This window comes from Geoglobus acetivorans (assembly GCF_000789255.1).
GTDB lineage: Archaea > Halobacteriota > Archaeoglobi > Archaeoglobales > Archaeoglobaceae > Geoglobus > Geoglobus acetivorans_B.
The window spans coordinates 581,188-605,957 of the sequence record NZ_CP009552.1; the positions used below are offsets into that span (position 1 = coordinate 581,188).

Annotated in this window: 30 protein-coding genes; 12 read left to right on the forward strand and 18 right to left on the reverse strand. The window is 47.3% G+C overall.

The window, feature by feature from the left end; all coding sequences use genetic code 11:
- Window positions 1–68 precede the first annotated feature (68 nt).
- Complete coding sequence (locus GACE_RS03345; protein WP_048091170.1) at window positions 69–881, forward strand: menaquinone biosynthesis family protein; 813 nt, start codon at window positions 69–71, stop codon at window positions 879–881.
- Window positions 882–884: 3 nt separating this feature from the next.
- Here GACE_RS03345 and GACE_RS03350 read toward each other — a convergent pair whose 3' ends face one another.
- Complete coding sequence (locus tag GACE_RS03350; RefSeq protein ID WP_052400200.1) at window positions 885–1,580, reverse strand: dihydroorotate dehydrogenase electron transfer subunit; 696 nt, start codon at window positions 1,578–1,580, stop codon at window positions 885–887.
- A 72-nt stretch (window positions 1,581–1,652) separates the two neighbouring features.
- On the opposite strand from GACE_RS03350, the gene GACE_RS03355 reads away from it, so the two are divergent.
- Window positions 1,653–2,111: a DUF2240 family protein gene (locus GACE_RS03355; protein WP_048091171.1), complete on the forward strand. Its 459-nt coding sequence runs from the start codon at window positions 1,653–1,655 to the stop codon at window positions 2,109–2,111.
- Window positions 2,108–2,719, forward strand: a complete 612-nt coding sequence (locus tag GACE_RS03360) for a metallophosphoesterase family protein (protein WP_048091173.1) — start codon at window positions 2,108–2,110, stop codon at window positions 2,717–2,719. The genes GACE_RS03355 and GACE_RS03360 overlap by 4 nt, the downstream gene beginning before the upstream one ends.
- Here the strand turns inward: GACE_RS03360 and GACE_RS03365 are convergent.
- From GACE_RS03365 to GACE_RS03375, 3 genes are all read right to left on the reverse strand, one after another.
- Entirely contained in the window at window positions 2,685–3,737 is a 1,053-nt protein-coding gene (locus tag GACE_RS03365) for a DUF763 domain-containing protein (RefSeq protein ID WP_048091175.1), read from the reverse strand. The two genes, GACE_RS03360 and GACE_RS03365, sit on opposite strands and share 35 nt — an antisense overlap.
- Before the next feature lie 31 nt (window positions 3,738–3,768).
- Entirely contained in the window at window positions 3,769–4,197 is a 429-nt protein-coding gene (locus GACE_RS03370) for a ferritin-like domain-containing protein (protein ID WP_048091177.1), read from the reverse strand.
- Between the two features lie 112 nt (window positions 4,198–4,309).
- Window positions 4,310–5,104, reverse strand: coding sequence for a sulfite exporter TauE/SafE family protein (locus tag GACE_RS03375; protein WP_048093596.1), 795 nt, complete (start codon window positions 5,102–5,104; stop codon window positions 4,310–4,312).
- Window positions 5,105–5,180: 76 nt separating this feature from the next.
- Between GACE_RS03375 and GACE_RS03380 the strand changes: the two genes are divergently transcribed.
- Window positions 5,181–6,584 carry a bifunctional ADP-dependent NAD(P)H-hydrate dehydratase/NAD(P)H-hydrate epimerase gene (locus GACE_RS03380; RefSeq protein ID WP_048091178.1) on the forward strand — a complete coding sequence of 468 codons (1,404 nt, stop codon included), beginning with the start codon at window positions 5,181–5,183 and terminating at the stop codon, window positions 6,582–6,584.
- On the opposite strand, the gene GACE_RS03385 is transcribed toward GACE_RS03380, so the two are convergent.
- Window positions 6,576–7,745 carry a tubulin/FtsZ family protein gene (locus tag GACE_RS03385; RefSeq protein WP_048091179.1) on the reverse strand — a complete coding sequence of 390 codons (1,170 nt, stop codon included), beginning with the start codon at window positions 7,743–7,745 and terminating at the stop codon, window positions 6,576–6,578. The two genes, GACE_RS03380 and GACE_RS03385, sit on opposite strands and share 9 nt — an antisense overlap.
- 225 nt (window positions 7,746–7,970) lie before the next feature.
- Between GACE_RS03385 and GACE_RS11615 the strand changes: the two genes are divergently transcribed.
- Window positions 7,971–8,129, forward strand: a complete 159-nt coding sequence (locus GACE_RS11615) for a hypothetical protein (RefSeq protein ID WP_158413793.1) — start codon at window positions 7,971–7,973, stop codon at window positions 8,127–8,129.
- Here GACE_RS11615 and GACE_RS03390 read toward each other — a convergent pair.
- The 3 genes from GACE_RS03390 to GACE_RS03400 are packed head-to-tail and all read right to left on the reverse strand — an operon-like array spanning window position 8,118 to window position 10,861.
- Window positions 8,118–8,927: a thiamine pyrophosphate-dependent enzyme gene (locus tag GACE_RS03390; RefSeq protein WP_084063751.1), complete on the reverse strand. Its 810-nt coding sequence runs from the start codon at window positions 8,925–8,927 to the stop codon at window positions 8,118–8,120. The two genes, GACE_RS11615 and GACE_RS03390, sit on opposite strands and share 12 nt — an antisense overlap.
- Window positions 8,928–8,932: 5 nt before the next feature.
- Complete coding sequence (locus GACE_RS03395) at window positions 8,933–10,516, reverse strand: 2-oxoacid:acceptor oxidoreductase subunit alpha (RefSeq protein WP_048091181.1); 1,584 nt, start codon at window positions 10,514–10,516, stop codon at window positions 8,933–8,935.
- A gap of 54 nt (window positions 10,517–10,570) precedes the next feature.
- Window positions 10,571–10,861, reverse strand: a complete 291-nt coding sequence (locus GACE_RS03400; protein WP_048091183.1) for a DUF211 domain-containing protein — start codon at window positions 10,859–10,861, stop codon at window positions 10,571–10,573.
- Between the two features lie 38 nt (window positions 10,862–10,899).
- On the opposite strand from GACE_RS03400, the gene GACE_RS03405 reads away from it, so the two are divergent.
- Window positions 10,900–11,538: a histidinol phosphate phosphatase domain-containing protein gene (locus GACE_RS03405; RefSeq protein WP_048091185.1), complete on the forward strand. Its 639-nt coding sequence runs from the start codon at window positions 10,900–10,902 to the stop codon at window positions 11,536–11,538.
- Here the strand turns inward: GACE_RS03405 and GACE_RS03410 are convergent.
- The 9 genes from GACE_RS03410 to GACE_RS03450 all read right to left on the reverse strand — a co-directional run bounded on the left by GACE_RS03410 (window position 11,512) and on the right by GACE_RS03450 (window position 18,304).
- Window positions 11,512–12,417, reverse strand: a complete 906-nt coding sequence (locus GACE_RS03410) for a polyprenyl synthetase family protein (RefSeq protein WP_048091187.1) — start codon at window positions 12,415–12,417, stop codon at window positions 11,512–11,514. The genes GACE_RS03405 and GACE_RS03410 overlap by 27 nt on opposite strands.
- Window positions 12,418–12,455: 38 nt before the next feature.
- Window positions 12,456–13,358: a deoxyhypusine synthase gene (locus GACE_RS03415; protein ID WP_048091189.1), complete on the reverse strand. Its 903-nt coding sequence runs from the start codon at window positions 13,356–13,358 to the stop codon at window positions 12,456–12,458.
- Complete coding sequence (locus GACE_RS03420) at window positions 13,355–14,797, reverse strand: RtcB family protein (RefSeq protein WP_048091191.1); 1,443 nt, start codon at window positions 14,795–14,797, stop codon at window positions 13,355–13,357. Before GACE_RS03420 ends, GACE_RS03415 begins: the two co-directional genes overlap by 4 nt.
- Before the next feature lie 165 nt (window positions 14,798–14,962).
- A complete protein-coding gene (gene tatA / locus GACE_RS03425) occupies window positions 14,963–15,289 on the reverse strand; it encodes a twin-arginine translocase TatA/TatE family subunit (protein ID WP_048091193.1) in 327 nt (108 codons plus the stop codon).
- Window positions 15,286–15,594, reverse strand: a complete 309-nt coding sequence (locus tag GACE_RS03430; RefSeq protein WP_052400202.1) for a twin-arginine translocase TatA/TatE family subunit — start codon at window positions 15,592–15,594, stop codon at window positions 15,286–15,288. The genes tatA and GACE_RS03430 overlap by 4 nt, the downstream gene beginning before the upstream one ends.
- 37 nt (window positions 15,595–15,631) lie before the next feature.
- Complete coding sequence (locus tag GACE_RS03435) at window positions 15,632–16,477, reverse strand: thiamine pyrophosphate-dependent enzyme (RefSeq protein ID WP_048093600.1); 846 nt, start codon at window positions 16,475–16,477, stop codon at window positions 15,632–15,634.
- Complete coding sequence (locus GACE_RS03440; RefSeq protein ID WP_048091195.1) at window positions 16,474–17,601, reverse strand: pyruvate ferredoxin oxidoreductase; 1,128 nt, start codon at window positions 17,599–17,601, stop codon at window positions 16,474–16,476. The genes GACE_RS03435 and GACE_RS03440 overlap by 4 nt, the downstream gene beginning before the upstream one ends.
- Entirely contained in the window at window positions 17,550–17,801 is a 252-nt protein-coding gene (locus GACE_RS03445) for a 4Fe-4S binding protein (RefSeq protein ID WP_048091197.1), read from the reverse strand. The genes GACE_RS03440 and GACE_RS03445 overlap by 52 nt, the downstream gene beginning before the upstream one ends.
- Window positions 17,798–18,304, reverse strand: a complete 507-nt coding sequence (locus GACE_RS03450; protein WP_048091199.1) for a 2-oxoacid:acceptor oxidoreductase family protein — start codon at window positions 18,302–18,304, stop codon at window positions 17,798–17,800. Before GACE_RS03450 ends, GACE_RS03445 begins: the two co-directional genes overlap by 4 nt.
- Window positions 18,305–18,404: 100 nt before the next feature.
- Between GACE_RS03450 and GACE_RS03455 the strand changes: the two genes are divergently transcribed.
- Window positions 18,405–19,487 (forward strand): DUF373 family protein, encoded by a 1,083-nt coding sequence (locus GACE_RS03455; RefSeq protein WP_048091201.1) that lies wholly within the window; start codon window positions 18,405–18,407, stop codon window positions 19,485–19,487.
- Here GACE_RS03455 and GACE_RS03460 read toward each other — a convergent pair.
- The gene (locus GACE_RS03460) at window positions 19,479–20,387 is read right to left on the reverse strand and encodes a TIGR00269 family protein (RefSeq protein ID WP_048091203.1); all 909 of its coding nucleotides are present in this window, start codon (window positions 20,385–20,387) and stop codon (window positions 19,479–19,481) included. The genes GACE_RS03455 and GACE_RS03460 overlap by 9 nt on opposite strands.
- Window positions 20,388–20,423: 36 nt before the next feature.
- Here GACE_RS03460 and GACE_RS03465 point away from each other — a divergent pair, with 36 nt between their 5' ends.
- The 5 genes from GACE_RS03465 to GACE_RS03485 are packed head-to-tail and all read left to right on the forward strand — an operon-like array spanning window position 20,424 to window position 24,735.
- Window positions 20,424–21,281, forward strand: coding sequence for a serine/threonine-protein kinase RIO2 (locus GACE_RS03465; RefSeq protein WP_048091205.1), 858 nt, complete (start codon window positions 20,424–20,426; stop codon window positions 21,279–21,281).
- The gene (locus tag GACE_RS03470; protein WP_048091207.1) at window positions 21,278–23,152 is read left to right on the forward strand and encodes a DUF460 domain-containing protein; all 1,875 of its coding nucleotides are present in this window, start codon (window positions 21,278–21,280) and stop codon (window positions 23,150–23,152) included. Before GACE_RS03465 ends, GACE_RS03470 begins: the two co-directional genes overlap by 4 nt.
- Before the next feature lie 25 nt (window positions 23,153–23,177).
- Entirely contained in the window at window positions 23,178–23,816 is a 639-nt protein-coding gene (locus GACE_RS03475) for a PrsW family intramembrane metalloprotease (RefSeq protein ID WP_048091209.1), read from the forward strand.
- Window positions 23,817–23,840: 24 nt separating this feature from the next.
- A complete protein-coding gene (locus GACE_RS03480; RefSeq protein ID WP_048091211.1) occupies window positions 23,841–24,074 on the forward strand; it encodes an Lrp/AsnC ligand binding domain-containing protein in 234 nt (77 codons plus the stop codon).
- 1 nt (window position 24,075) lies between these two features.
- The gene (locus GACE_RS03485; protein WP_048091213.1) at window positions 24,076–24,735 is read left to right on the forward strand and encodes a DUF5612 domain-containing protein; all 660 of its coding nucleotides are present in this window, start codon (window positions 24,076–24,078) and stop codon (window positions 24,733–24,735) included.
- Window positions 24,736–24,770 lie beyond the last annotated feature (35 nt).

Sequence of the window (24,770 nt, forward strand, 5' to 3'; positions counted from 1 at the left end):
TGATATGTTCTGCACGGAGCCGAATCATCATGAGATAAAGTAATATATCCTGTATTCATCCCACGTTCATGAAACTCAGAGTTGCCCATACGCCAGATGCAGATGATGCGTTCATGTTCTATGCGATGATGGAGGGTAAGATTCCACTCGATTTCGAGGTCGAACACATTATCGAGGACATAGAGAGTCTGAACAGACGGGCGTTTCAGGAGAACATAGAGGTTACTGCTCTTTCTGTCCACGCTTACGCATACCTGAGCGACAGATACAGAATTCTATCAGCCGGTGCGAGTGTTGGAGATGGGTATGGTCCGATTGTAGTTGCAAGGGACAGCATTGAGCTTGAAGGGAGAAGGATAGCAATTCCGGGCAAATACACCTCGGCGAGCCTTTATCTGAAGCTGGCTGTAAGCGATTACGAGCCGGTCGAAATGAGATTCGACAGGATAATCGATGCTGTAAAGTCCGGGGAGGTTGATGCAGGCCTGCTGATACACGAGGGACAGATCACCTATGAGAGACATGGCCTCGAGAAGGTGCTTGACCTGTGGGAGTGGTGGAAGGAGAAGACGTCTCTTCCAATGCCACTTGGCGTAAACGTCATCTCGAGGAGGGTTCCTGAAGGGCTGCAGAAAAAATTCCTCAGGGCGATGCAGGAGAGCATAGAGTATGCCCTCAAAAATCCTGACGAGGCCACGGACTACGCCATGAAGTACTCAAGGGGGATGGACTTCGAGACCACAAAGAAGTTTGCGATGATGTATGTGAACGAGTACACATACAAGATGCCAGAAAGCGTTGTCAGGGCCATTGAGACCCTTTTCGACATGGCTGAAGAGAGAGGGATTCTGAAAAAACCACCCCTCGATATCCTCTTTTAACCTTTATTTCAGATCCCTGCCGCTGAATACCGGGCCATCTGCACAGACCCTCAATCCGTTTTCGATGACACACGAACCGCATACACCAATTCCGCATTTCATGTATCTCTCAAGGGAGATTTCGGCTTTGTGAAGACTATCACCATCATCCAGAATTTTAACCACGGCGTCAATCATCCCCTCCGGGCCACACACGTAAATTCTCTCATACCTTTCAAAATCCTCCCCTGCCAGTGCGTCGGTTACAGTGCCCTTTTCTCCGAGAGACCCGTCCTCAGTGAGGATAACGGAATCATCGAACCTGTCCGGGAATATCATGTCTTCAGCGGTTTTTCCACCGTATATCACTCTGATTTTTGCATCGCATGTTCTGAGATAATCATACAGGTACAGCATCGGGGCAATCCCTATCCCTCCGGCTACGATCAGGGCCCTCTTCGAGGGCGTAAACGGTCTGCCAAACGGACCCCTTACACCCACAAGCTCACCACCGCTGAACTTCACAAGTTTCCGTGTCGTCTCACCGACGGCCTTGACAGTAACACTGCTGCTGGAGGAAAGGCTAAGGGGTATCTCCTCCATATCAAAAACGTTCAGCATTATGAACTGCCCCGGATACGAGTTTAGCGGTGAAGAGAAGTAAAGCGTTGCCACCCTGTCGGAGTGATGAACAACCTTTCGGATTCTGAGCGTGAACATAGCCAGAGGTTATGTTTCAAATTTATAAAGGCATCGTAAGTATTATCTTCCAGCAACCTGAAATGTGATTCAATGCTCAAACCAACGATTGCATCTGCGTTCAGATCAAAGGGCAAGAAAAAAATGGACAGGAAGGAACTGACATACACGCTCTCATTTGATCTCAAGTATTTCTCGCATGAAACAAGCAAAAAGGTCGTTGATCTTGCAGAGAAAAAGGGATTGCTCAGTGAAGAGGACGGTCTGCTGACACCATCTTTCAGCTTCGAGGACATCGACGTACCTCCGGGGTTCAAACCAGATGTGAACAGAATCTTCAGGAGTGAGGATGTGTTTGAGAGGCTGCTGGACGAGATATCACTCAAGCTCGGCAAGGAACGGGCTGATGTGATCAGGGAAATAAACACGAGGCAGATGGAGCTTGGAAATATTCTCGACGGTGAAGTCGTTGCAATACTCTACGCTCTGGAAAATGGAATTGATGTGAGAAACTATATAGGTGAAGTGGAGGAAGAGATATTCAAGAAATGAAAATCTCTGAAAGCGGAGCGATAAAACTGGGGAAAACGCTTGTCATTGCGGACATACATCTGGGAATTCTTGGTTTTCCTGACTACAGCATCAGGGACAGAATACTTGAAGTTGTTCACTCCAGCAAAGCCGAGAGACTTGTGATAAACGGCGATTTCAAGCACAGTCTCGGGAAATACGAGCTCAAACACGTGGAAAAAATAATAGGCGAAATCGAAGAACACGTTTCGGAATTATTGCTTCTCAGAGGAAACCACGATGGCCTGCTTCATGAGATTCACGAGGTCCACGATTTTGTGGAGGTTGGGAACGCCACAATCGCACATGGACACAAGGAGTTTGAAGAGATGCGGGATGCAGGAATATTAATTCTCGCACATTCACACCCTGCTGTGCTCATCAAGGACTACATCTCCGGACACAAGGAAAGAGCCTGGCTCTTCGGTGAATTAGGGGGCAGGAGGATTATTGTAATGCCGGCCTTCAATGAACTGTGCAGCTCGACTGCAGTGAATGTTGAGAAACCCGCCGGTTTTATTTTTGGTTACGTGAGAGAATTTGAGGCTTTCACAATCAACGGGTTTTACTTCGGGAGAGTGATAGTTTAGCCAGTCTTTCAAGCAACGACCTTTTTTCAAAGTCAGAGAGTTCCGCCTGTCTTACTGCCTCCTCCATGAACTCAATAACGTCGTCATAATCTCTTCTGTTAACCGGAAATGGCACTCCATCCTTACCACCGAGGGCGAAGCTGAACTTTGCCGGGTCTTTTTTGCTGTATTCTGCGTCGTAAACAAGCTCAGCTATGAGTGCAAGTGCCCTGATCGCACCCTTTCCAACGCCCCTTACCAGCAACAGGTCCTCAAACCTGTCGGGCTGGAGGCTGTATGCCTTTTCGAGAGCCTTCCAGTCCACTCTCTTTGGGACAAGCGATTCCCGGTATTTGACCATTGAGAGCACCTTCGAAAAATCAAACCGGTATGTTCCGTCATTGACGATGTCAAGGATTGTTTTTCTCGCTTCCCCACTATTTTCGGCGGTCAGATCCATCACGCTGTTTTCGAACCTCTGGGTAATTATTCCGGAATGCGGTTCAACAATGCTGATATCTTTAAGGTGGTATCTCCGCGCCATTCTCAGGCTCTCGTTCATTCCCTGCTGGATGACAACGAAATGCTTTCTGGTGAAGACAATGGTATGGTGGTACAGGTCGTAGCCATCCTGAAGAGCGGCACTGTCAAGCTTTGCTGAAAGCCTGCTTGCCCTTATAAGCTCGACCCTTTTTCTCTCACCAATTCCAAGCTCGCTGGCGAACTTTTCTATCTCTTCGACGGTTTTCAGGGCATTGCCACCCTTTCCACCTGCGATCCTCAAATCGAATTCATCTGTGTTGAGAACGCTCTTCAGAACACCGGTCAGGACAGTGGTTGAACCGGAGGAATTCCAGTCAAAGCCAAGCACGTTTGAAAAACTCTGGAAGAATATTGGATCGGAAAGCCTGTTGATGACCTCCTTTTCACCATATTCCTGAATTATTAACGTTAAAATTGGCCTTGCAAGCTTTTTCATTCTGTTCAGCAGCCAGTACGGGGCCTTCCCGTAGTGAAGTGGAAGATATATGCTGTTCACGAATTATGTTTTAAAAAAAGAGATAAAAAAGTTATTCATTGAAATACCTTTCAAGTATGCCCTTCAGAGCCATTGCGTGCCTGTGTTCGTCTCTTGACGCTTCATCCCAGATGTCGTGCACCTCGTCAAGCCCATTTTCCTTGGCCTCAAGAGCGACCTTTCTCTTGTGAACGTTCGCCTTCATCTCTCCATTCAGCATGTACTCCAGACTCTCCTTCAGAGTTTCCTTTATTTTTCCATTGAGTTCAGCAAATCTGCTTGCGTGATAAGCCTCATCCATTGCTATTCTCTGGAGTATGGCTGCGATTTCAGGATATCCCTCTCTCTCGGCCTGTCTGGCCATGGCGAGATAAAGTCCAACCTCCATGCACTCTCCCATGAATTCCCTCTCAACGAACTCCTCAAAATCGGTTCCCTTTGCAATTCCAATTTTGTTCTTATTTTCACCAAACTCTACCATGTTTTGTACTATATCGGTTCGATATTTAAACGTTTCGATTGAGTTAAACAACTAACTGAATTGCCATGCTATACAATTGAGTAACAGAAAGTGTATAGATTGTTCCTGAAATTTAAAAAATGGAATTCACCCACACGAGAATAACGCTAAAAACTCCCAGGAGCTTCATGGACGAAACCAGCACAATTGCAACGAGGAGTCTGTGGACCCATACGGCAGCACCCTTTTTTGAAGCAAATTTCACCCCGAGATACGCCCCCAACATGCTCCCCAGTGCGAGAATTGCTCCTACCGTCCACACCACCTGACCATTAAGCATGAAGACTGCAAGAGCGGGCAATGTGAGGAGCAGAGTTACAAAAACCTTGATGGCATTTGCCCTGAGAATGTCCATACCGGAAATGAGAACAAGTGAGGATATGAGGAATATCCCGACTCCCGCCTGAATAAAACCCCCGTAAACACCGGTCAGGAAATACACCACCGGTTCGAGAAATGCAACTCTGTGTCTCTTTTTTCCACCCTCGACCCATCTCTTGGGGTTCAGGAGCATTATGACAAGCATCAGAACCATTATTGCCCCAATCACTCTCCTCATCAGCTCTTCGTTTAGATCCACTGCAATCTGAGCTCCGAGAACTGCCCCAACCATGGCAGGAACTGCGAAGCGAACAGAGGACTTTGGGTCAAGAAAACCGTGGGATTGAAAACCCCTCATACCGACAAGGCTCTGGAGAAGTATTGCAACCCTGTTTGTTCCATTGGCAACATTTGCGGGAAGTCCTAAGAAAATCAGCAGTGGAAGAGTTATGAGCGAACCGCTACCTGCAAGTGTGTTTATGAACCCAGACAGGATTCCCGCCAGAATTGTGAGGATGTAAAAATACCATTCCAGAGTACCACCCATGTTCAAATCATTCAGCACAGGTTTTTAGTTTTTTGAGCATCGCAACTGATAAATTCACCCAATTTCTATAAAGAACATGCATGAAACAATCGATTCCAGACACATGAACGCTCTTGACTTAAACTGTGAATTTTTCGGGCTTTCGAGACTTCAGCTGATGGAAAATGCGGGAAAAGGTGTTGCCGAGGAAATCCTCAGCAGATTCGATCAGGGCAGGGTCGTTATTTTTGCCGGGACGGGAAACAACGGAGGAGATGCTTTTGTCGCTGCAAGGTTTCTTAAAGGATTTGACGTTGAAATCGTTCTGGCAGGAGAGGTGAAAAGCGAACTTGCCAGAAGAAATCTGTCCATTCTCGAAAAGGCGGGCCTGCCCGTTCACAGGTGGGGTAGCTATGAGTTCGGGGGTGGTGACATAATCGTAGACGCCCTCCTTGGAACAGGTATCAGGGGTAAGCTGAGAGAGCCATACAGGACGATTATTGAGAGAATAAACGAATCTGATGGATTCAAAGTTTCTGTGGATGTTCCAAGCGGACTTGATGCAGATACCGGAGAATACGAGACGGCAGTTAGGGCAGACCTCACCGTAACATTCCACAGAGCCAAACCCGGGCTTTTCAGGGCGGGTGAACTTGCGGGAGAGATCGTGGTTAAAGACATTGGAATTCCAGAACTTTTTGAGAAGCTTTCGGGCCCTGGAGATTTCAAACTGGCTTACAGGCGATTTGAGGATGCTCACAAGGGCATGCACGGCAGAGTTCTCGTTGTCGGCGGTTCCCCGTACATAGGTGCTCCGGTTCTCTCTGCCCTTGCAGCCCTGAAGGCCGGGGCAGACATCGTAACACTCGCCGTTCCTGAAAGCATATATCCTCTGGCTGGCTCATTCTCTCCGGAGCTTATCGTGAAGTCAATTCCCGGAGATGAACTGACTGCAGAAAACGTTTCGGAGATTCTCAGGCTGGCTGAAAAGCATGATGTTGTTGTTTTCGGCATGGGGACGGTCGATAAAGGAGATGTTGCAGAGGAGATATCAAAGAGGGTTGAAAAAATGGTGATTGACGCCGGAGGGCTGACGTCCAGCATTAACTGCAGTGCGATTCTGACGCCCCATGCTGGAGAGTTCAGAAGGGTGTTCGGGAAGGAGGCCAGCGAGATTAACGTCATAGGAGCTGCAGAAAAAAGTGGCACATGCATAATCCTCAAGGGTAAGAGGGACATAATATCTGACGGAGAGAGAATAAAATACAACGATACCGGAAATGCCGGTATGACTGTGGGAGGTACAGGCGATGTGCTTGCAGGGATTGCCGGAGCGCTTTTTGCGGTAAACGACGATGCCTTCACCGCTGCATGTGCCTCAGCTTTTATTGCAGGCTATGCCGGTGATCTGTGCTTTGAGGAAAAGGGCTACAATTTCACGGCCCTCGACGTTATTGAAAAACTGCCCCATGCCGTAAAAAAGATAATGGAACTAAAATAGTGGCTCAAGGTCTTCTTCATCGAACAGAGAAATTGTCTTTTCTATTCTTACCTTTTCTGCCTCCTCAACCTCTTCCCTGGCCTCTGCTGCAAGTTTCTGGAGCTGTTTGACTCTCGGTATTTCGGTTACGTTTGCAAGAACCACCAGTGCGGCAACATGCTTCGTCCTCCTCGTCGGGTAATCACCCGCTCTGACCTCCACTCCGGCAATCTGTTCTTCAAGCCAGAGTTTGGCCTTCTCAAGTCCCTTTCTGTCCAGGTACTCTGGCGGACCGGCCACAAGCACCAATGCCCTTTCTGCGCTCGAGATGTTGCACGGTATTGTCAATCTTCCAAGGGCAGCCTTTCTGACAAGCGTGGCGATTTTTGTCGATTTGTCCTCTTCGGCCGTAACCAGTTCTGTCTCCTTCTTCTTGAAAAGTCCGAATAATCCTGTTTTTTTCTTCTCCTGCACTGGCAGTGTTGCATAGCCTATCGAGGATATTCCTCCACCCCTGAGTGTGTTGATAACCTCGGAGCTGTCGACAACCATTTCACCAACGAGATTTTCCTCCACAGGCTCTCCTGCCCTGGCAAGAATGGCAAGCCTTCTGACGATTTCTTCATTTATCTTTGCGTAGCTTTCCTTGAGACTCAGACCCTCAAACTTCCAGGCACCATTATCAACAAGAATCAGGTTATCAACATATTTCAGAAGGGTGATCATGCTCCTTGCAGCGTTGAGTGAGTAAAGCTTTCCTTCCTCAGGCGCAGGAAGCACGCCAACACAGTATACTGGCTCGGAATACATTTCGGACAGATATTTGGCGAGAACCGGGCTGCCACCACTGCCAGTTCCGCCACCAAGTCCGGCTATGATGAGGAAAGCGTCAACTTCATGCGTCCCCATCTCATCAATCGCATTGAGAATGGTCTCAATTTCCTCCTGAGCCACTTTTGCACCGAGTTTGTTGTCTGTCCCGACACCGTGACCCTTTACGGTCGTCTGTCCGATAAGAATTCTGTTTTTCGGGGGAATGTGCTTCAACCCCATCAGGTCTGTTCGTGCAGTATTTACTGCAAGAGCTTTAAGTGTGTTCGTACCCCTGAGCTTCTCGTTTTCCATGAACAGATCAAGTATTTTTCCACCGGCCTGACCAAATCCTATTGCGAAGAACCTCATGTTTAATGCACCTTCTTATCTTTTTTCTTTTCTTTAAAGACTCCCCACTGAAATATAATCTTTTTCTACTGCCCCGCCACCCTGCAGCCGTTAAGTACATTTTGTAAAATACATGTCAAAAATTGCATTCTCTTCAATATTTATTTTCCGGTATCTATTATAATTTCATCAAAAATTATATATACTAATAATGACAAATTGTATACTGTACAAGAGGGGATGAATATGTCAGGAGAGTTGTTTGTGTATGTTCTGTTCGCTGGAGGCTTAATTTCTGCAGGAATACTCGTTGTTGTGTCAGTGGGTGGAATAATAAAGGCAGTTTCCACCATGCTCGGTGGAAAGAAAGAATCGGCTAAAGCTTACACGACCTCAGGGGTCTGAATGAAATTCCCGTGATCTCATATCTCTTTCACAACTTTTTTTGGGAACTCTCAGTGAGTTGAGGAGGGTCTCCTCAAACGTCTGTTTTTCTGTCCTGAACAGCAATCCGGTTGCCACCCCATCACTGACCAGTTTTAATGCCTCATCAAAACTTTCTGCCGGTTCAGCGACGTAAACGTTTTCTCTGTAGTAATCCCAGGTGTTGTTGAACGTGATGCAAGGCTGGAGAATCTCAACAAAAGCGAATCCCCTGTGTTTTATCGCATCATACATCAGATCCGATAGCTGGCTGACATTTCCGGCAAACCCCCTGGCAATGAAGGTTGCTCCCGACACAAGGGCTATAAGTGCCGGGTTTATTGGCCATTCTGGATTTCCGGCTGGAGTTGTTCTCGTTTTCTTCCCTCTGGGCGTTGTCGCTGTGAACTGACCCGTTGTCAGTCCGAAAACCTGATTGTTGTGGAGGAACAGAGCAACATCGGTGTTCCTTTTGGCAGCATGTATGAAATGCTCCATCCCCTCGTTCAGGGCATCACCGTCTCCGGAAAATCCGGAAACCAGGAGTTCAGGATTCGCAAGCTTTATGCCAGTCATAAGCGGTAGCACTCTTCCGTGAATTGTGTGAAATGTGGGTATATCGAGATAATCCGGCATTCTGCCATGACAGCCTATCCCGGCAACAGAGACAATCCTGCCCCTTTTTACACCCTCACTCTCAAGCCTTTCAATAACCCTTCTGAAAGCCTTGAGGATTCCAAAATTGCCGCATCCCGGGCACCATTCTATCTTGCTCTTCATACCCATCACCCCAGAAGTTCCCTGAGTTCATCGGGTGTGAACGGCCTCCCATCCCACTTGTTCACCCTTTTAACCTCAACACCGTGCATCTCAAGAAGTTTCGCAAGCTGTCCTGTGTAGTTCTGTTCCACCACGACAGCGTGAGCAAGACCGGGTTTAATGAACGGTCTGAGGTATCTCGGTACCGCCACTCTGTACCCCAGTTCCTCAGCAACCTCGTAAACTGGACCAAATGTAGATCCCCATGTTACAATCGTGTCTTTACCCTTTAAAAAGAACTTCCAGGCCCTGTCACGTATGTCTTCCCTGAGAAGGTTTTCTTTTAGCATTCTTTTCTCATGCATCTGCGTTCTAACCGACGCATCGTCGGTGGTAATACCAAACTCGTCGTGTTCGTTGGAGTTTGCCTTCACAATGGCAGGCGGTACTGCGTATTTCGAGATACCGCTTTCGGTTACTTCATACCGCATGTATTCGCCTTCACTGCTCTTCACAATTTCAATCTCTTCGATCAGATTGGTCCTCTCGATTTCAGCAGTTTTGTAGCTCTCAACAAGGTTTTTATCGGTGAGCAGAATGGCCGGAATCTGGTACTTCCATGCAATGTTCATAAGCTCTGCAGACAGGTAAAAAGCCTCCTCCACACTGTAGGGACATGCCACAGCCATCGGAAACTCTCCGTGTGCCGGGTGCATCGCAAAATAAAGGTCTTCCTGACCGTGATATGTCGCCATGCCGGTGGATGGAGAGGTTCTCTGTGCCTCGATCACAAGCAGTGGAATCTCTGCCATCCCGGCGAGGCTTATTGACTCGGCCATGAGTGCAAAACCCCCACCACTCGTTCCGGTTGCACTTCTTTTTCCAGCATAAGCACTTCCTATCGCCATACCCACCGCAGCAATCTCGCTTTCAGGCTGATACGCCACGATTTCCCTCTTTTTTATGAGATAGTGCAAAATTGGAGATGCCGGTGTCATCGGGTAGGCATAGAAATGGGTCAAACCTGCAGAAATCAACCCCTCTGCTATTGCCACAGCACCGGACACGAGCTTCTTTCTCCTGCCTATTTTTTCGAGCCTCATTTTTGGGTCATATCTGCTTCTGTAATACTCATACGCAGCCTTTGCTATGGTGATGTCGTCCTTGGCCCTTGCTCCAAACCTGTCTGAGAATATTCTCTCCAGAATATCGAATTCGATGTCGAGGTATGCTGCGAGGGCACCGAGCGATGCCGCATTCCTGAAAATATTGGGCTCCTGTTCTTCTTTGATGATTTCGGTCATGGGAATGCCAATGCCCCCGCATTTGAACTTGGTATCGTAGATCAGGTCTCCCCTGAGATAGGGCCTGTACAGTTCATACGCATAATCTTCGAGGCAGATCATCAGATCAAAGTATTTTCTGTGGGAGTTTATCTCTCTGTCCGACATCCTCACAATGCTGGCGTTATGCCCACCCCGAATTATGGACTGGTATTCCTGATACACAAAAACGCTGTAACCAAAATGGGCGAAGAGCTCTGCCGCAAGCTCTCCTGCTTCTTTAACACCATCACCTGCAGCACCAACTATGCAAACGTTCAAATCCATCGATTTAAAAAGAATTTAAACCCCAATAAAAACTTATTGGTTTTATCTGCCCGATTACCTGTCCTGTTCGGTGAGCACTGTTTCCACAATTCTTTTACCCGCTACAACCTCATCAACGCTGTGAATCACACCCCCGAGACTCTCAATCGTTTTCTTAATTTCATCAAAATCCATGTCATCGCCCACTATTGTGATCTTGACGTTCTCTGTATTCTGGTCTATCTCATAGAGGCTGAGGTTGACTCCGTCAACGAACTCAAGCTCACTGAGTATCTTTGCAAGGAGCAGATTGCTGGGTTCATGGGGTTTTAAAACATCCAGGACAAGCCTTCTTATTCCTGCCACGGAAAAATTATTATCCCGACATTATTTAACCCTTGTGTATGATTGACCTTCATATCCATTCAACCTTCAGCGATGGTGAGCTGATACCTTCGGAAATATCCAGAAGGCTTTCAGCAATGAATTACGAGGCTTTTGCAATCACCGACCATGTTGATTTCTCGAACATGGATCATGTCCTATCTTCACTTCTGAAGCTTAGGGATTTTATGGAGGATTATGAGATCACGATGATTCCCGGAGTTGAGCTGACACACATCCCGCCCAGACTCATTGGCAGGGCGGCCAGAATGGCCCGCAAGCTTGGTGCGGAGATCGTCATTGTGCATGGTGAAACGATTGCAGAACCGGTAAAGGAAGGCACAAATCTCAGTGCAGTTAATGAGGAAATCGATATTCTTGCCCATCCAGGGCTGGTAGATGAGAGAACATGCGAGATTGCCTCGGACAACGGAATTTATTTTGAGATTACTTCGAGGAGAGGACACAGCCTCACAAATGGTCATGTGGCAAAAATGGCGCAGATGTACGGGGTCAAACTCGTACTGAACACCGATTCCCACTCCCCGTTCGATTTCATAACAGGAGAGCAGGCGGTGAAGATTCTCAGAGGTGCGGGAATAGAAGATGCTGAAGGAGTTTTCAGAAACTCCTCAGATATTGTGCGCCTCAAGAAGTGAGATTATTTCTCTGTTTTTTGTAACATAGTTTCTTATCATGTTGACAGTCATGTAATCGACAAGCTGAAGGAGCTTTTCCTTCGCATCACAGCTCGGGAAGGTTTTGAGTGCGTCCTTGCTCATCCCGGTGAATTTCCGGATCAGTTCCAGCACCTCGTCCACTGCATTTCTGAAGCCAACCCTCGCCTCAAGTATAACCGGAAGTGTCATGGATTCAAACTCACTCTTCTTCTCCTCAAATATTTCCAGAAATTCGAGCAGGTCATCAACAAGCTGATAGGCAATTCCAAGATTCAGCCCATACTGAAATAGCCTATCAGCCCCTTCAGAATCGCCTGAAACGAATTTATATGCATTTCTTGCTGAAAAAGCGAAAAGAGATGCAGTTTTTGACTCAATACACCTGAAATAATCATCTCTGCTGAAATCATCAGTGAGGCTGTAAACGTCGAGAATCTCTCCCTCGCTCATCACCATACCGGTTCTTGCGAAATTCCTGACAATTTCATGACCGTACCGTGATGTAAGCTCAACAGATTTTGAAATGAGCCAGTCTCCAACAAGCATTGCCAGGGATGGATCGTACTTAACATTCAGAGTTTCAACGTTTCTCCTTACCACGCCCCTATCTATGATGTCATCATGGGCAAGACTTGCGGTGTGGATCAGTTCAACAGCCATTGCCATGTCAATGACATCCTCATACTTTCCCCCTGCAAGCTTTGCACTGAGCAAAACCACAAGAGGCCTCGTCCTTTTGCCTCCTGCTCTGATAAGATGCTCTATGGCTCTTTTTACCTTGGGCAGGGTTTCGAGATTGTTTACCAACCTGTTCAGCGCGTCATTTATTACTCTGTATTCCTCCCAGCTTTCAATCATCTAACCTTCCCTCGTACTTGGATTTTATATAACTTTTCTCAGGATTTATCCCCAAGCTCATCAGCAAGGTAGGCATAAATCAACGGCAGAGCTATTGTTGCATCCACGTATGCTGTTACAGATTTTGCATTTTCCTTCAGCTTGCACCAGCTCTTCGCCTCATCAAGTGTGGCCCCGCTAAGCCCGCCCCACTGGGGCGAATCCGTGGTGATCTGGACAGCATAATCGTAGCCGTGTGCAAGCAGCATTGCCTGGAGTGTGAAGTTCTTGGGCACGCCCCCTCCAACGATGACCACTCCGTATCTCTCATGCTGAAAACAGAGATCAACCATTTTCTCAACGTCTTTGATTGGATCGTACACCAGCTTTCTGCCATAGATGTAGATGTGCAGACCGAGAATCGAATCATGGAGTGTTGGGGCGAACACGGGAATTTTTTTCTCGTAAGCCACTCTCAAAAACGAATCCTTCGGGAGGTGGCTTCCGATCTCCCATAAAAGCTCATAGCTTGTGTATCTCCCCTCCATCCCGGACAGTATCTGCGAGATAAATTCTTCGACGCCTTCGAATGCTTCATTCGATATGAAGACATCATAAATTCTGTTTATGTTCTCCCTGCTCAGCTCAACATCGTCAACCTCGTCACTCCCTCTTTCATGCCTGAAACCGAGAGCTTCGGCTATTTCATGGGTAACGTTGGCACCGGTGGTTACAAGGACGTTTGCAAAATCGTTTTCGAGGATCCCTCGAATTATCCCCCTCATGCCTGCGGGAATCATCGCTCCCGCAAGAGTGAAAAAAATGAAGCTGTTGCTTTCGATCATCTCTCTGTAGATTTCTGCTGCCTCACCCAGCCTTCTGGCGTTGTACGCTGTGTCCTTCATCTGTCTGATCAGATCCGAGGCTCTAATGCCTCCTGAAATGCTGATTTCCCTTATCATCCCTTTGCAACTCCCAATGGTCTCAGTCTTGCTACTATTTTCGAGATGCCTGCCCGATCAACGACATTCACAACATCGTCGCTGCTCTTGTATGCCTGAGGCGCCTCTTCAGCAAGCAATGCTCCGTGGGTTGCCCTGACATAAATTCCTTCCCTCATGAGGTCTGCCCTTATTCTGTCGCCTCTCAGTTTTCTCTTTGCTGCCGCTCTGCTCATAACTCTGCCACTGCCGTGACAGGTCGAGCCGAAAGTCTCCTCCATGGCCTTTTCCGTCCCTACAAGAACATAGCTCGGAGTTCCCATGCTTCCGGGGATTATCACGGGCTGACCGACGTCTCTGTATATTGCCGGGACTTCCTTACTGCCCGGCCCGAATGCTCTGGTGGCGCCTTTCCTGTGTACGACAACCCTGAATTTCTCCCCCTCAACCACATGGGTTTCAAACTTGGCGATGTTGTGGGCAACATCGTAAACAAGGTCCATTCCGAGGTCTTCCTCACTCATGCCAAATACCTTCTGAAATGTTTCCCTAACCCAGTGAGTTATGATCTGCCTGTTTGTCCAGGCGAAGTTGGCCGAAGAAGCCATACCGCCAAAGTAATCCTCTCCCTCTCTGCTGTTTATTGGCGCACAGGCGAGCTGCCTGTCCGGCAGTTTTATCCGGTATTTCTTAACGGCCCTGTCAAGCACGGTCAGGAAATCTGTACACACCTGGTGTCCGAGACCTCTGCTGCCGGTGTGGATCATCACGGTGACCATCCCTTCCTCCAGTCCAAATGCTTTAGCAGTTTCATGGTCATATATCTTGTCCACATACTGGATTTCGAGGAAGTGATTTCCACTGCCAAGTGTGCCGAGCTGTCCTCTCCCCCTGTTTCTCGCCCTTTTGCTCACAACCTCGGGCTTGGCTCCATCAAGTGCTCCATTCTCCTCACACCTGTCAGCGTCCTCCTTTCTCCCGTACCCGTTCTCTATTGCCCATTTAACTCCGTCAACAAATATCTCATCAAGCTCTCTGTCGGTGACCCTCAGCCTTCCCTCACTTCCAACTCCTGAGGGGACGGCAACGAAGAGTTCGTCAACAAGGGTCTTTATTTTAGGTTTAACCTCATCAACCTTAAGACTGGTTGTTAAAAGCCTGACACCGCAGTTTATGTCGAAACCCACTCCACCGGGGCTTACAACACCGTCTTCAGCATCAAACGCCGCAACACCACCGATCGGAAAACCATACCCCACATGAACATCAGGCATGACCAAGGATGCAACCTGTATTCCGGGCATTGTTGCAACATTGGCCGCCTGAACCATCGCGTCTCTTTCAAGCATTTCCATGAGCTTTCTGTTGATGTAGAAATAAGCCGGCACCCTCATGCCAGTTTTGTATGATTTTGGCAGTTCCCACTTGTAATCCGTAATCTTTTTCAGAATGTTCTCCATGAAGAAAATGGGTCGGTGGGGGTATTAATTTATTATGCTCACCTCTCCAGCCCGACCATCCCCTCCCACAGGTAAAATCTGAATGGAGTGGGTGCGTGTGACCTTGTGAGAGAACACGAAAGCTGGTGACCATCAGCCAAAAATTTTCATAAAAACCAGAAAAGGTTAAGGCTCAGCTTTCTCTTTTGGAATCGCCTTTCTTATCTCCTCGAGGAGTTCTTCATCGCTTTTACCTTCGGGATCGATTTTCAGTGCCCTTGCCATTTCCTCAAGCTTTTCTCTTTTCTCCTTATCTTTGTTTTCGTATTTCCCTTCCCTGAGGTTTCTTTCAAACTCGACAAGTTCAAGCTCTGCCTCTCTCTGAGCCTTCTTGAACTCGCCTGAGGCTTTACCTATGCTTCTCGCCAGCTCAGGGAGCTTATTTGCCCCGAACAGCAGCACAGCAATCAGAAGAATCAGCAACAGTTCATTGGGTCCGACTCCACCAATCATTGTTTCACCTCACTTTCAGAACTACTCGAATCACGATTATTTATACCTTTAGGTTGCTCGAATTCAACAATATTTTTCCTGACAGACTCGGTTATGGACTTTTCCCTGACCTCATTCACCTTCTGAAGAATTGATTCATCCGGGGGGCTGAACCCGTAAAGTATTTCGAGTTCGAGCCTTCTGCGGGCTTTTTTGTATTCTGCATAGAGCCTGCCCATTTTCCTTGCCGCATCGACCATGTTGTCGGGGCCCAGCAGAAGCAGTGCGAGGATTATCACGAGCCCCATCTCTCCCCAGCCAAACATTCAGTAGAAACTAAAAATGAAAGGCTATTAAATCTTTTTATTGATGCTCACTTTCCAGGTGTTCGAGAATCCTGTATTTCTCTTCAATCTCCAGTGCAATTCTCTTAAGGTTGTCGTCATCAAAGGCTTTGAATCTCCCCTGAATTCCAAAATACTCCTTCAGATCTCTTCTGTTAATGGCCGCCCTTCTGCTCAGCTCTGATATTCTGAGCCTTCCGTCATACTCCCACAGAATCCATGCGAGTGTCTCGACAGCCAACCTTGCAACGTCCACCGTCATGCTGGCGTCAAATCTCCAGCCGGGAGGGCATGGTGCGTGAACATGTATAAACCGGAATCCCTCCATCCTGCCCGCTTTCCTGAATTTCCTTCTGAGGTCTTTCATGTAACCCACACTCGCAGTTGCGACGTAGCTCACCTTGTGGGAAAGCATTATCAGACCAAGGTCTCTGCCGGACGTTTTCTTGCCCGCAGGTGTGGTGGTTGTGACTGCACCGTAGGGTGTGGCAAGACTCGACTGTGTTCCTGTGTTCATGTATGCCTCATTGTCCACAACAATAACGAGAAGGTCATCATTCCTGGAGGCTGATGCACTCAAAGTGGAGAAACCAATATCTGCCGCACCATCACCCATCCACGCTACAACGGTGGCATCCACACCCTGCTTTCTGTAGGACTCCCGAAGACCTGCAGCAACAGCCGTTGTTGAGGCAAAAGGAACATGCACCACCGGACATTTCAGGGAGTGCACAGGATGCATGCCTGCAATAACCGTTGAGCAACCTGCCGGAATGACGAGTACTGGATTGTCGATTTCATCAAGTGCCTTAAACGCTATGGATATTGGACAGCCCTGACAGCTCGCATTACCCGGAAGTATCATGGAAACCACACCACCCCGTCCATCTTACCATCGGCGAAATCCCTGAAAAGTCTTTCAAAATCTTCAGAAGTTACCTCAATCCCGCCAAGACCTGCTATCAGGTTGGCCCTAACGTCTCTGACACTCGAAATTTCAATGCCGAGAATTCCCCTGTTTCCTGATGTCGCTCTGTCGACAACCAGCACATCCCCGTCCAGACGCCTGATTGCCTCATACGGAAACGGTCTTATGTATCTGAGCTTGACCAGACCTATTTTCACACCCTCTTTTCTCAGACTGTCTATTGCATCCTTTGCATCTCCCGCAAACGCACCCGTCAAAACGACAACGTAATCGGAGTTGTCTGTCCTGTATTCCTCAATGACTCTATACTCCTCGGGAAACTCCCGGCCAACTTTTTCGATTATTCTGACAGATTTTTCGAGATCTTCCATCAATTCCTTCCTCGCATGATGTCTCGTCCATGTTGTCACGGGATTGAGACCAACAGCATTACCGGGCGTAATGCGATAAGCCTGCTTTCTTTCAGGAATTTCGTAATCTTCTCTGACAAAAACCGGTTCTGAAGTGTGACTTATCTGAAAGGCATCATACCCCACCGCAAAGGGAATGTTCACCTCTTCGCTGATAACAAAACCCTGAAGAGCCAGATCGTGTGCCTCCTGTGCGTTTTCAGCCATTGAGATTATCCATCCGGCATCCCTGAGAAGCATTATATCGGAGTGGTCAGCGTGGATGTTCCAGGGTGCCCCAATGGACCTCGTGGCGACCGCCATAACAAGAGGCAGTCTTGAGCCTGCAACCCACCAGCACATCTCGTACATGTAGGCAAGCCCGTGACTTGATGTTGCGGTGAAGGCTCTTGAACCTCCGGCTACAGCTCCAAAGACCACAGCCATTGCAGAATGCTCCGATTCAACATTAATCATCTCCGCATCAATCACCCCTTCGCTGATCATCTCGGCAAGCTTTTCCACTATTGGAGTCTGGGGCGTTATGGGATACGCTGCTATGATTTCCGGCTTTGCTATCCTTACAGCCTCCGCAACTGCATAGTTTCCGGTAAGCAGTTTCAGCCTTCCCTTACCATCTCCACTGCTCCGGTTACGCACACCCTCTGACATACGCCACATCCCTTGCAGAATTCATAATCAATCTCAATTCTCCCGTCAACTGCATGAACCACATCTTCGGGACAGTATTCCACGCAGCTCATACAGAGAACGCATCGCTCATGAATGATTTCAGGTCTGAACGTTCTCCATTCTCCGGTTTTCCCGGCACTCCCTTTTGAAGGTCTTGCAGTAAAATAATCGACATTCATTTTATCATCCCGTAAGCCATCTCCGCAGCCTTTATATTTTTGTCAACCTTGGATGCAATCTCCTCTTCAATTCCCTTAGAAATGCTTTCAAAGCTGAACCCCAGAATTTTTCCCACAGCACCGCTCATCGCCGAATTGACGACGGGCCATCCCGCCACAACCAGACCAAAATTCAGGGCTATGGAGCTTGCGTTTATGGCAATCATCCCGGGATCATCGAGTTCTTCATCTGTGTTCACGACAACAAGCTCCGAGACATTCGCTTCAAAGTCCAGTCTGTCGTCAAAAACCACGAGTATATCTGGCTGGGTTATCCTTGATCTTTTCCGTATGGGTGTTTCTGACACACGCAGATGCGCCATAACCTTCGCTCCTCTTCTCTCAGCACCGAACTGGGGCATTGCCTGGGTGTAGTATCCCTCGTAAAGTCCCGCCCTCGCAAGTATTCTTGCGAAGGTTATGCCACCCTGTCCACCCCTGCACATTACGGAAACTTCCCTCATCCAGACCCCAGTCTGGCATGATTATTATAAATTTTACTTAATTTCACATCGGGACACAAAAATTGTTTTAAACTTATGGAAATAAATTCGGAATAGAACAATGAAATTGATTATAGTTATCGACAGGGACGATGACATCGGAAGGAAAACAGAGTTCAAAACGCCCATAGTCGGAAGAAAGGCAAGCATCGATGCAGCAATCCAGCTCGGGATTACTGACCCGGAAGACAGTGACCTGAACACGATATTTGGAGCAATAAAGATCTACGACAGGATGAAAACAGAGGGCGAGGACGTTGAGATAGCGATCATATCAGGAGACGAGAATGTGGGCGTTATTTCCGATTCAAGAATAGCGGAGCAGGTGGATTACCTCAAAAAGAAGTTCAACGCCACAAACGTCATCCTCGTAACTGATGGCAGTGAGGATGAATTTGTAATTCCAATAATATCTTCAAGATTCAGGGTTGATGCCGTGAACAGAATCGTCGTCAAGCAGAGCAAGAGTCTCGAAAGCACATATTACCTGATCAAAAAAATGTTTGAGGACCCAAAAATCGCAAAAGCCACGCTGTCACCGCTCGGCATAATACTGCTGATATTTTCGATATTCTCCCTTCTCGGATTGAGGGATATTGGATACGGGACGATCGTGTTCTTCATAGGGTCATACCTGCTGCTGAAGGCGTACGGTATGGATTACGCAATAGAAGACTACTTCTCAACAATAAAGAACTCTCTGCTCGAGGGGAGGTTCTCATTTATCATATACATAGTCTCGCTCATACTCGTCATCGTTGGAATTATTCAGGGACTCAACAGCGTCTGGAAACTTCTGAACAGCCCTGTTGCAGCAGGAGCAGTGTACCTCATAACCACGTTTATATACGGCAGCCTCTGGTGGACGATTGCAGGAGGTGTGAGCATAATCGTCGGAAGGATTTTCGATGCATTCATTGAGAAGAAACCCATGAGAAGATACATATCCATGATGTTTCTCCTGTTTTCGGCCGGTCTGATTTTCTGGGGAGGTTCGGTCTACATAATCTCGTCAACGGAGGCTTATGCCCATCTGAGGGAGAACGCTCTTTACTACTTCATGATGGCACTTTTCGGAGCATTTGTATCCGGAATCATAGGGGTTCTGCCCTTCAGGCATTATGGCTCGAAGGACTCAAATTAATCCAAGCTCCCTCTTCAGCTCGCATGCCTGACATATTTTTTTTGGGGTTGGTTCACCGCAAAGCTCGCAGTTGTTCAGATCAATCTGCGGATACATCTCCCACAGACAGGGAAGGAGGGTTTCAAAGCTCCTCATAACAGAGAACTTCCTGCCAGGATACCTGTTTTCAAATTCGTACAGGAAATCCCTTACGACAGCCCTGACAGGCTCTCTGCTGTACGGACACTCTTCGAGCGAAACTGGAAGGTTGTGCAGCAGAGCGTAAACCACAATTTCCTGCTCGTAAATCTCTCGCAGGGGCTTTATTCTCATCACCAGTCCCTTCTGCACTCTTGAGGGGACAAGTCTTGCCATTCTCTCGATGTCTGACTGCAGAAAGTTGAGCAGGATGGTCTGGGTTTCATCGTCGAGATTGTGACCTGTGGCAAGTTTTGTGGCTCCAATTTCCCTGGCTTTTTTGTTCAGAAGGTACTTCCTGAAAACCCCACAGTATGAGCATGCGTTTCTACCACCTCTTTTGACTATTTCATCCAGCTCAAGTCCAACCTCATCCCTGAACGACACGACATGATGTTCCATGTCAAGCTCCCTGCAGAGCCTCTCCGAGATCTCAACCGTGGGGGGGCGGTAGTCCTCAATACCCTCATCAACCGTTATTGCATGCAGCTCAATGTCTCTTCTCCCTCCGTATAGTGTTTTTATAACGTGGGACAGCACCACGCTATCCTTTCCACCGCTCAGTGCAATCGCAATTATCTCGTTTCTCTCAATCATTCGGTACTTCCTGATGCTTCTCTTTACACGTTTCAGAAAATTCTCAACAAAGTGCTTTCTGCACAGGTGTTTCCCTGAATGTCTCTGAAAGTACACGGCCCTCCTGTTACAGTAGGAACAGTTCACGAAAGTTGTTTATACTGGGTCTGGTTTAAATAATATGTGCAGGACCTGATTGAGCTGTACAGGGGACTTGACAGAAAGGACGAATGCATCCTCAACGCCATTTTTGACAACATGTGGGATTTTGAGTATGTCCCCGTTCATGCCATCGCCAGAGAATGTGGGATGGGTGAGGAAAAGATAGAGCTCGCTCTGAAAAAACTCGGCGGGATGAGAATAACTGAAAACAAATATACTGAGTACCTCGGAGCGAGCTTTACGTTCAAGGGCCTTTCGGTCTTCTCGCTTAAACGGCTGGTGAATAAAAACGCAATATCGATGCTCGGCAACATCATGGGAGAGGGGAAGGAGAGTGTTGTTTACAATGCCATGTCCGAAAGGTACGGCGAGGTTGTCGTGAAGTTCCACAGAGTTGGATATCCAAGCTTCAAAAAGGTCAAGGAGAAGAGAGATTACGGAAGCCTCCATTACACGGTTCTTACGGTCAGGTCTGCGAAAAGAGAATATGCTGCTCTGAAAAAGCTTTATGGATACGCCAGCGTCCCTCAGCCGGTTGCATGGGAAGGGAATGCCGTTGTAACAAGACTCATAGATGCCAAGGAACTTTTCAGGGTGAAAATATCGAATCCAGAGGATGTCCTTGACATGATTCTGGAAGAGATCAGAAAAATGTACTCCCGTGGCATAGTCCATGGCGATCTGAGTCAGTTCAACATTCTCGTTAACAGCGATGGCGTCTGGATAATCGATTTTCCACAATCAGTTGACACCAAAGACCCGATGGCTCAGGAATATCTCGAACGGGACGTGAAAAATGTTCTCGATTACTTTGAAAGAACATACAGATTGAAAAAAGATTTAAAAGAAGTCATGGAATATATTAAAGACGAAGCATGAAAATTATCGGAGTTGACATAATAAGAGGTTCTGCAACAGCAAAATCGAGATATGCAGCGTATTTCATAAGCGATGGCTCGGAATGGAGCAAGGATGTCTCAAAACACCGGCTTTTGAAATACATAAAGGAAATAAGGCCGGACATCGTGGCTGTGGACAACATCTTCGAACTGTTTGAGAGTAAGAGAGAGCTTGTATCGTTCCTCAAATCAATCCCTCCAACCACCAAAATCGTTCAAACTGCGGGAAAGCAGTCTCTTCCAGCTTTGGCAAAGAGATACGGGATAAGAATTGATCCGAAAAATCCGTTTGACGAGGCGAAAGCATCTGCACTTCTTGCGAAATACGGTGTCGGAGAGATTGTCTCGGTTTTCACGGACAAGACCGTGATAAAGGTTTCAAGAAACAGAAGCTTGGGGAAGGGAGGGTGGAGGCAGAACAAATACAGGAGAAAAGTTCACGACAGTGTAAGGGCCGTTTTCAGAGAGATTAAAAAGATTCTGGATGAAAAAGGGCTGGAGTACGTTGAAGAAATTAGGAGAGGATATGGCGGTATAAGCAGGGGAATTTTCATCGTCAACAGTCCCCGGGAAAGTGTTCCAATCAACTCGTTCAGGCTGAGAGATGTCCAGGTTAACGTCAGTGCCGTTGAAAAGGAAAAAATAGAGTTCATTCCGATGAAAAAGCACACTAAGTATACAATAGTTGGAATCGATCCCGGCACCACAGTTGGTGTTGCGGTTCTCGACCTGAATGGTCACGTCATTTCCGTAAAAAGCAAAAAAGGCTGGAGCTATTCAGAGGTTACGGAGTTTATACTGTCTCACGGGAAACCTGTCATAATCGCCACAGACAAAAAAAATGCCCCAGAATACGTTCAGAAAATGAGAGCTTCTTTTAACTGCACCCTGTACACACCGAAAGAAGACCTGCCTGTGGAAAAAAAGAAGGTTCTCACGTCTCTCTACCAGCCATTCAACGACCATGAAAGAGATGCTCTTGCCTCCGCAATCGATGCATTCAATGCATACAAAAACAAGTTCAGAAACATAGAGAAACGCATTCCGGAGGGATTTGATTTTGAAGAAATAAAGGCCGGGATCATCAAAGGAATGAGTCTGAAATCACTTATTGAAAAGAGTGAACTCCAGGAACAGTCGAAAGAGAGAGCTGAACCCCGGTTTAATCTGGAAGAGATAAAGAAAAGGGACAGACTTATTGCTGAACTCAGGGAGGAGAACAGAAGACTCAGCACTCAAATCAGGGAATTGAAAAAGGAAATAGAGAGGTTGCAGGACAGAATCCACAAAATCGCCAGTGAAGAGTACAGAAAGGTGAGAGAGCTGAATCACATAAAATCGCTCGAGGGTGAAATAAAAACTCTGAAAAAGGTTATTGCCGACAAGGACAGGACGATCAGAGAGCTCGAAAATAAAATAGAGGAGCTCAGAAGCATAAAGTATCTCGAGTTCAGAGGATGGAAGGCGATAAAAACCCTGAGGAAGTTCACAAGAGAAGAGATAGAGAAGCTGATATCCACCATAGGCCTTGACGAGGGTGAGGTGGTGTACATTTCTGATGCCGGCGGTGGAGGAAAGAGTGCCGCCGAACTGCTGGTAAACAGAAAAATAAAAGCAGTGCTATTCTCTGGCGAGATGTCCCATTACGCAAAGGAAGTTTTTGACAGGAGTAAGATCCCGATAATAGACCTTGAGAGGCTTGAAACAAAGCAGTTTGAGGATTTCATTCTTGTGAGAGCCGACAGGCTTGATGAAGAAGTCCAGAACGCCATAGAGGAAATTGAAAAAAGGACACTGAACAGACTTGAAGAAATGATACTCGATTACAGAAACAGGAGAAAAATGTTTTAATATTGCCGAATGTAAATCCACGCCAATGGACATCACCACTATAGCCATCCTGTCCTACGCACCCGCCCTGTTCCTCCTGTGGTACGTTTACAGCAAGGACAGGATAGAGCCGGAACCAAAAAGATATGTGGTGGCAGTTTTTCTGGTATCCTCGACAATCTCAACGACACTCGCTCTTCTGCTGGAACAGATTACTCCAGCGCTTCTTACATTCTATTTCGCACCATTTATTGAGGAATTCACGAAGTTTCTCGCATTGCTCATCCCGTACAGGGGAAAGCAGATGGATGGGGTTATGGATGGCGTTGTATATGGTGTGGCGGCAGGACTTGGATTTGCATCCTTCGAAAATCTCATGTACGGGCTGTCTTTTGGACAGGATGTTGCTCTTACAAGGGCATTTCTCACTCCGGTTGCACACTCAACATTCACCGCAATAACCGGTGTGGGCCTTGGACTCAAGGCTGAGGGGAAAACCTCAAGTGTTCTCCCCTATCTGATCACCGGGAGCTTTTTCCACCTGTGGTGGAATTTCTCAGCCCTCAACGGATTGTGGGTTATCCCGATGCTGATAACGAATGCCTTTGTCCTATACAGTCTTATAAAGCTTGGAATGAAAGAAGATGTCGAAAAAATCGAATATTACCTCCTGCGAAAGATTTAATATGTTTCCCGGCTCTTTTTTAATATGGCTATTGGTTTTGTCCTGATAAAGGTAATGCCGAGAAAGGAGAGGAAAGTCTATGACAGACTCTTGAAACTCCAGGAAGTCGAGGAGATATACCCTCTTTTCGGAGAATACGACCTGATTGCGAAGATCAATGTTAAGGACTTTGAAGAACTCAGCGAGGTTGTCGTGAACAACATCAGGTCGATAGAGGGTGTTATAGAGACAAAAACACTGACCGGAGCGAAGTTCTGATATGATCAGAGGATTGCAGATTATTGCAGAAAACCGGGTCGGTGTGCTCAGAGATGTTACTGCCAAGGTAGCCGAGCATGGGGGAAACATCACCTATGCCCAGAGTTTCATCATAGAATATGGTGAGTACAGAAACAAGGCCCTGATCTACCTTGAAATTGAGGGGGGAGATTTTGACAGGATAATCGATGAAATCCGGGAATTTCCCACTACGGTGGAGGTTACCGAGGAAAAACCTTTTGAAAAGGTATTCGGGAAGAGAATTCTGATTTTTGGCGGAGGAGCACTGGTTTCTCAGGTGGCACTCGGTGCGGTTACCGAAGCGGACAGACACAACCTGAGGGGTGAGCGGATCAGCGTGGATACGATGCCTCTCGTTGGCGAGGATGAGCTTGTGGATGCGGTCAGGGCTGTTTCAAGGCTGCACAGGGCTGAGGTGCTTGTACTTGCTGGAGGACTCATGGGGGGGAGGATTGCAGATGAGGTTAAAAAGCTGAGAAAAACTGGAATCCCCGTGATCAGTCTCAACATGTTCGGTTCTGTGCCAAAAGTGAGCGACATTGTTGTTACCGACCCGGTTATGGCGGGAACGCTTGCGGTCATGCACGCATCTGAAAAAGCCCAGTTCGACATAACAAAGGTGAAGGGCAGGAAAATCTGATACATGATTTCATCAATAATTTTAAATCTGCATTT

Coding starts and splice junctions, on each gene's coding strand:
- GACE_RS03395 (WP_048091181.1), bottom strand. CDS start 10,516: ATGGATTTGAACGTTTGCATAGTTGGTGCTGCAGGTGATGGTGTTAAA.
- GACE_RS03430 (WP_052400202.1), bottom strand. CDS start 15,594: ATGTTTGGCTGGGGAGAGATGGGGCTCGTGATAATCCTCGCACTGCTT.
- GACE_RS03355 (WP_048091171.1), top strand. CDS start 1,653: ATGCTCAAACCAACGATTGCATCTGCGTTCAGATCAAAGGGCAAGAAA.
- GACE_RS03345 (WP_048091170.1), top strand. CDS start 69: ATGAAACTCAGAGTTGCCCATACGCCAGATGCAGATGATGCGTTCATG.
- GACE_RS03480 (WP_048091211.1), top strand. CDS start 23,841: ATGGCTATTGGTTTTGTCCTGATAAAGGTAATGCCGAGAAAGGAGAGG.
- GACE_RS03385 (WP_048091179.1), bottom strand. CDS start 7,745: ATGAGGTTCTTCGCAATAGGATTTGGTCAGGCCGGTGGAAAAATACTT.
- GACE_RS03455 (WP_048091201.1), top strand. CDS start 18,405: ATGAAATTGATTATAGTTATCGACAGGGACGATGACATCGGAAGGAAA.
- GACE_RS03360 (WP_048091173.1), top strand. CDS start 2,108: ATGAAAATCTCTGAAAGCGGAGCGATAAAACTGGGGAAAACGCTTGTC.
- GACE_RS03485 (WP_048091213.1), top strand. CDS start 24,076: ATGATCAGAGGATTGCAGATTATTGCAGAAAACCGGGTCGGTGTGCTC.
- GACE_RS03420 (WP_048091191.1), bottom strand. CDS start 14,797: ATGGAGAACATTCTGAAAAAGATTACGGATTACAAGTGGGAACTGCCA.
- GACE_RS03470 (WP_048091207.1), top strand. CDS start 21,278: ATGAAAATTATCGGAGTTGACATAATAAGAGGTTCTGCAACAGCAAAA.
- GACE_RS03415 (WP_048091189.1), bottom strand. CDS start 13,358: ATGATAAGGGAAATCAGCATTTCAGGAGGCATTAGAGCCTCGGATCTG.
- GACE_RS03375 (WP_048093596.1), bottom strand. CDS start 5,104: ATGGGTGGTACTCTGGAATGGTATTTTTACATCCTCACAATTCTGGCG.
- GACE_RS03390 (WP_084063751.1), bottom strand. CDS start 8,927: ATGAAGAGCAAGATAGAATGGTGCCCGGGATGCGGCAATTTTGGAATC.
- GACE_RS03475 (WP_048091209.1), top strand. CDS start 23,178: ATGGACATCACCACTATAGCCATCCTGTCCTACGCACCCGCCCTGTTC.
- GACE_RS03450 (WP_048091199.1), bottom strand. CDS start 18,304: ATGAGGGAAGTTTCCGTAATGTGCAGGGGTGGACAGGGTGGCATAACC.
- GACE_RS03440 (WP_048091195.1), bottom strand. CDS start 17,601: ATGTCAGAGGGTGTGCGTAACCGGAGCAGTGGAGATGGTAAGGGAAGG.
- GACE_RS03435 (WP_048093600.1), bottom strand. CDS start 16,477: ATGATACTTCCGGGTAATGCGAGCTGTCAGGGCTGTCCAATATCCATA.
- GACE_RS03370 (WP_048091177.1), bottom strand. CDS start 4,197: ATGGTAGAGTTTGGTGAAAATAAGAACAAAATTGGAATTGCAAAGGGA.
- GACE_RS11615 (WP_158413793.1), top strand. CDS start 7,971: ATGTCAGGAGAGTTGTTTGTGTATGTTCTGTTCGCTGGAGGCTTAATT.
- GACE_RS03405 (WP_048091185.1), top strand. CDS start 10,900: ATGATTGACCTTCATATCCATTCAACCTTCAGCGATGGTGAGCTGATA.
- GACE_RS03380 (WP_048091178.1), top strand. CDS start 5,181: ATGCATGAAACAATCGATTCCAGACACATGAACGCTCTTGACTTAAAC.
- tatA (WP_048091193.1), bottom strand. CDS start 15,289: ATGATTGGTGGAGTCGGACCCAATGAACTGTTGCTGATTCTTCTGATT.
- GACE_RS03410 (WP_048091187.1), bottom strand. CDS start 12,417: ATGATTGAAAGCTGGGAGGAATACAGAGTAATAAATGACGCGCTGAAC.
- GACE_RS03445 (WP_048091197.1), bottom strand. CDS start 17,801: ATGAATGTCGATTATTTTACTGCAAGACCTTCAAAAGGGAGTGCCGGG.
- GACE_RS03350 (WP_052400200.1), bottom strand. CDS start 1,580: ATGTTCACGCTCAGAATCCGAAAGGTTGTTCATCACTCCGACAGGGTG.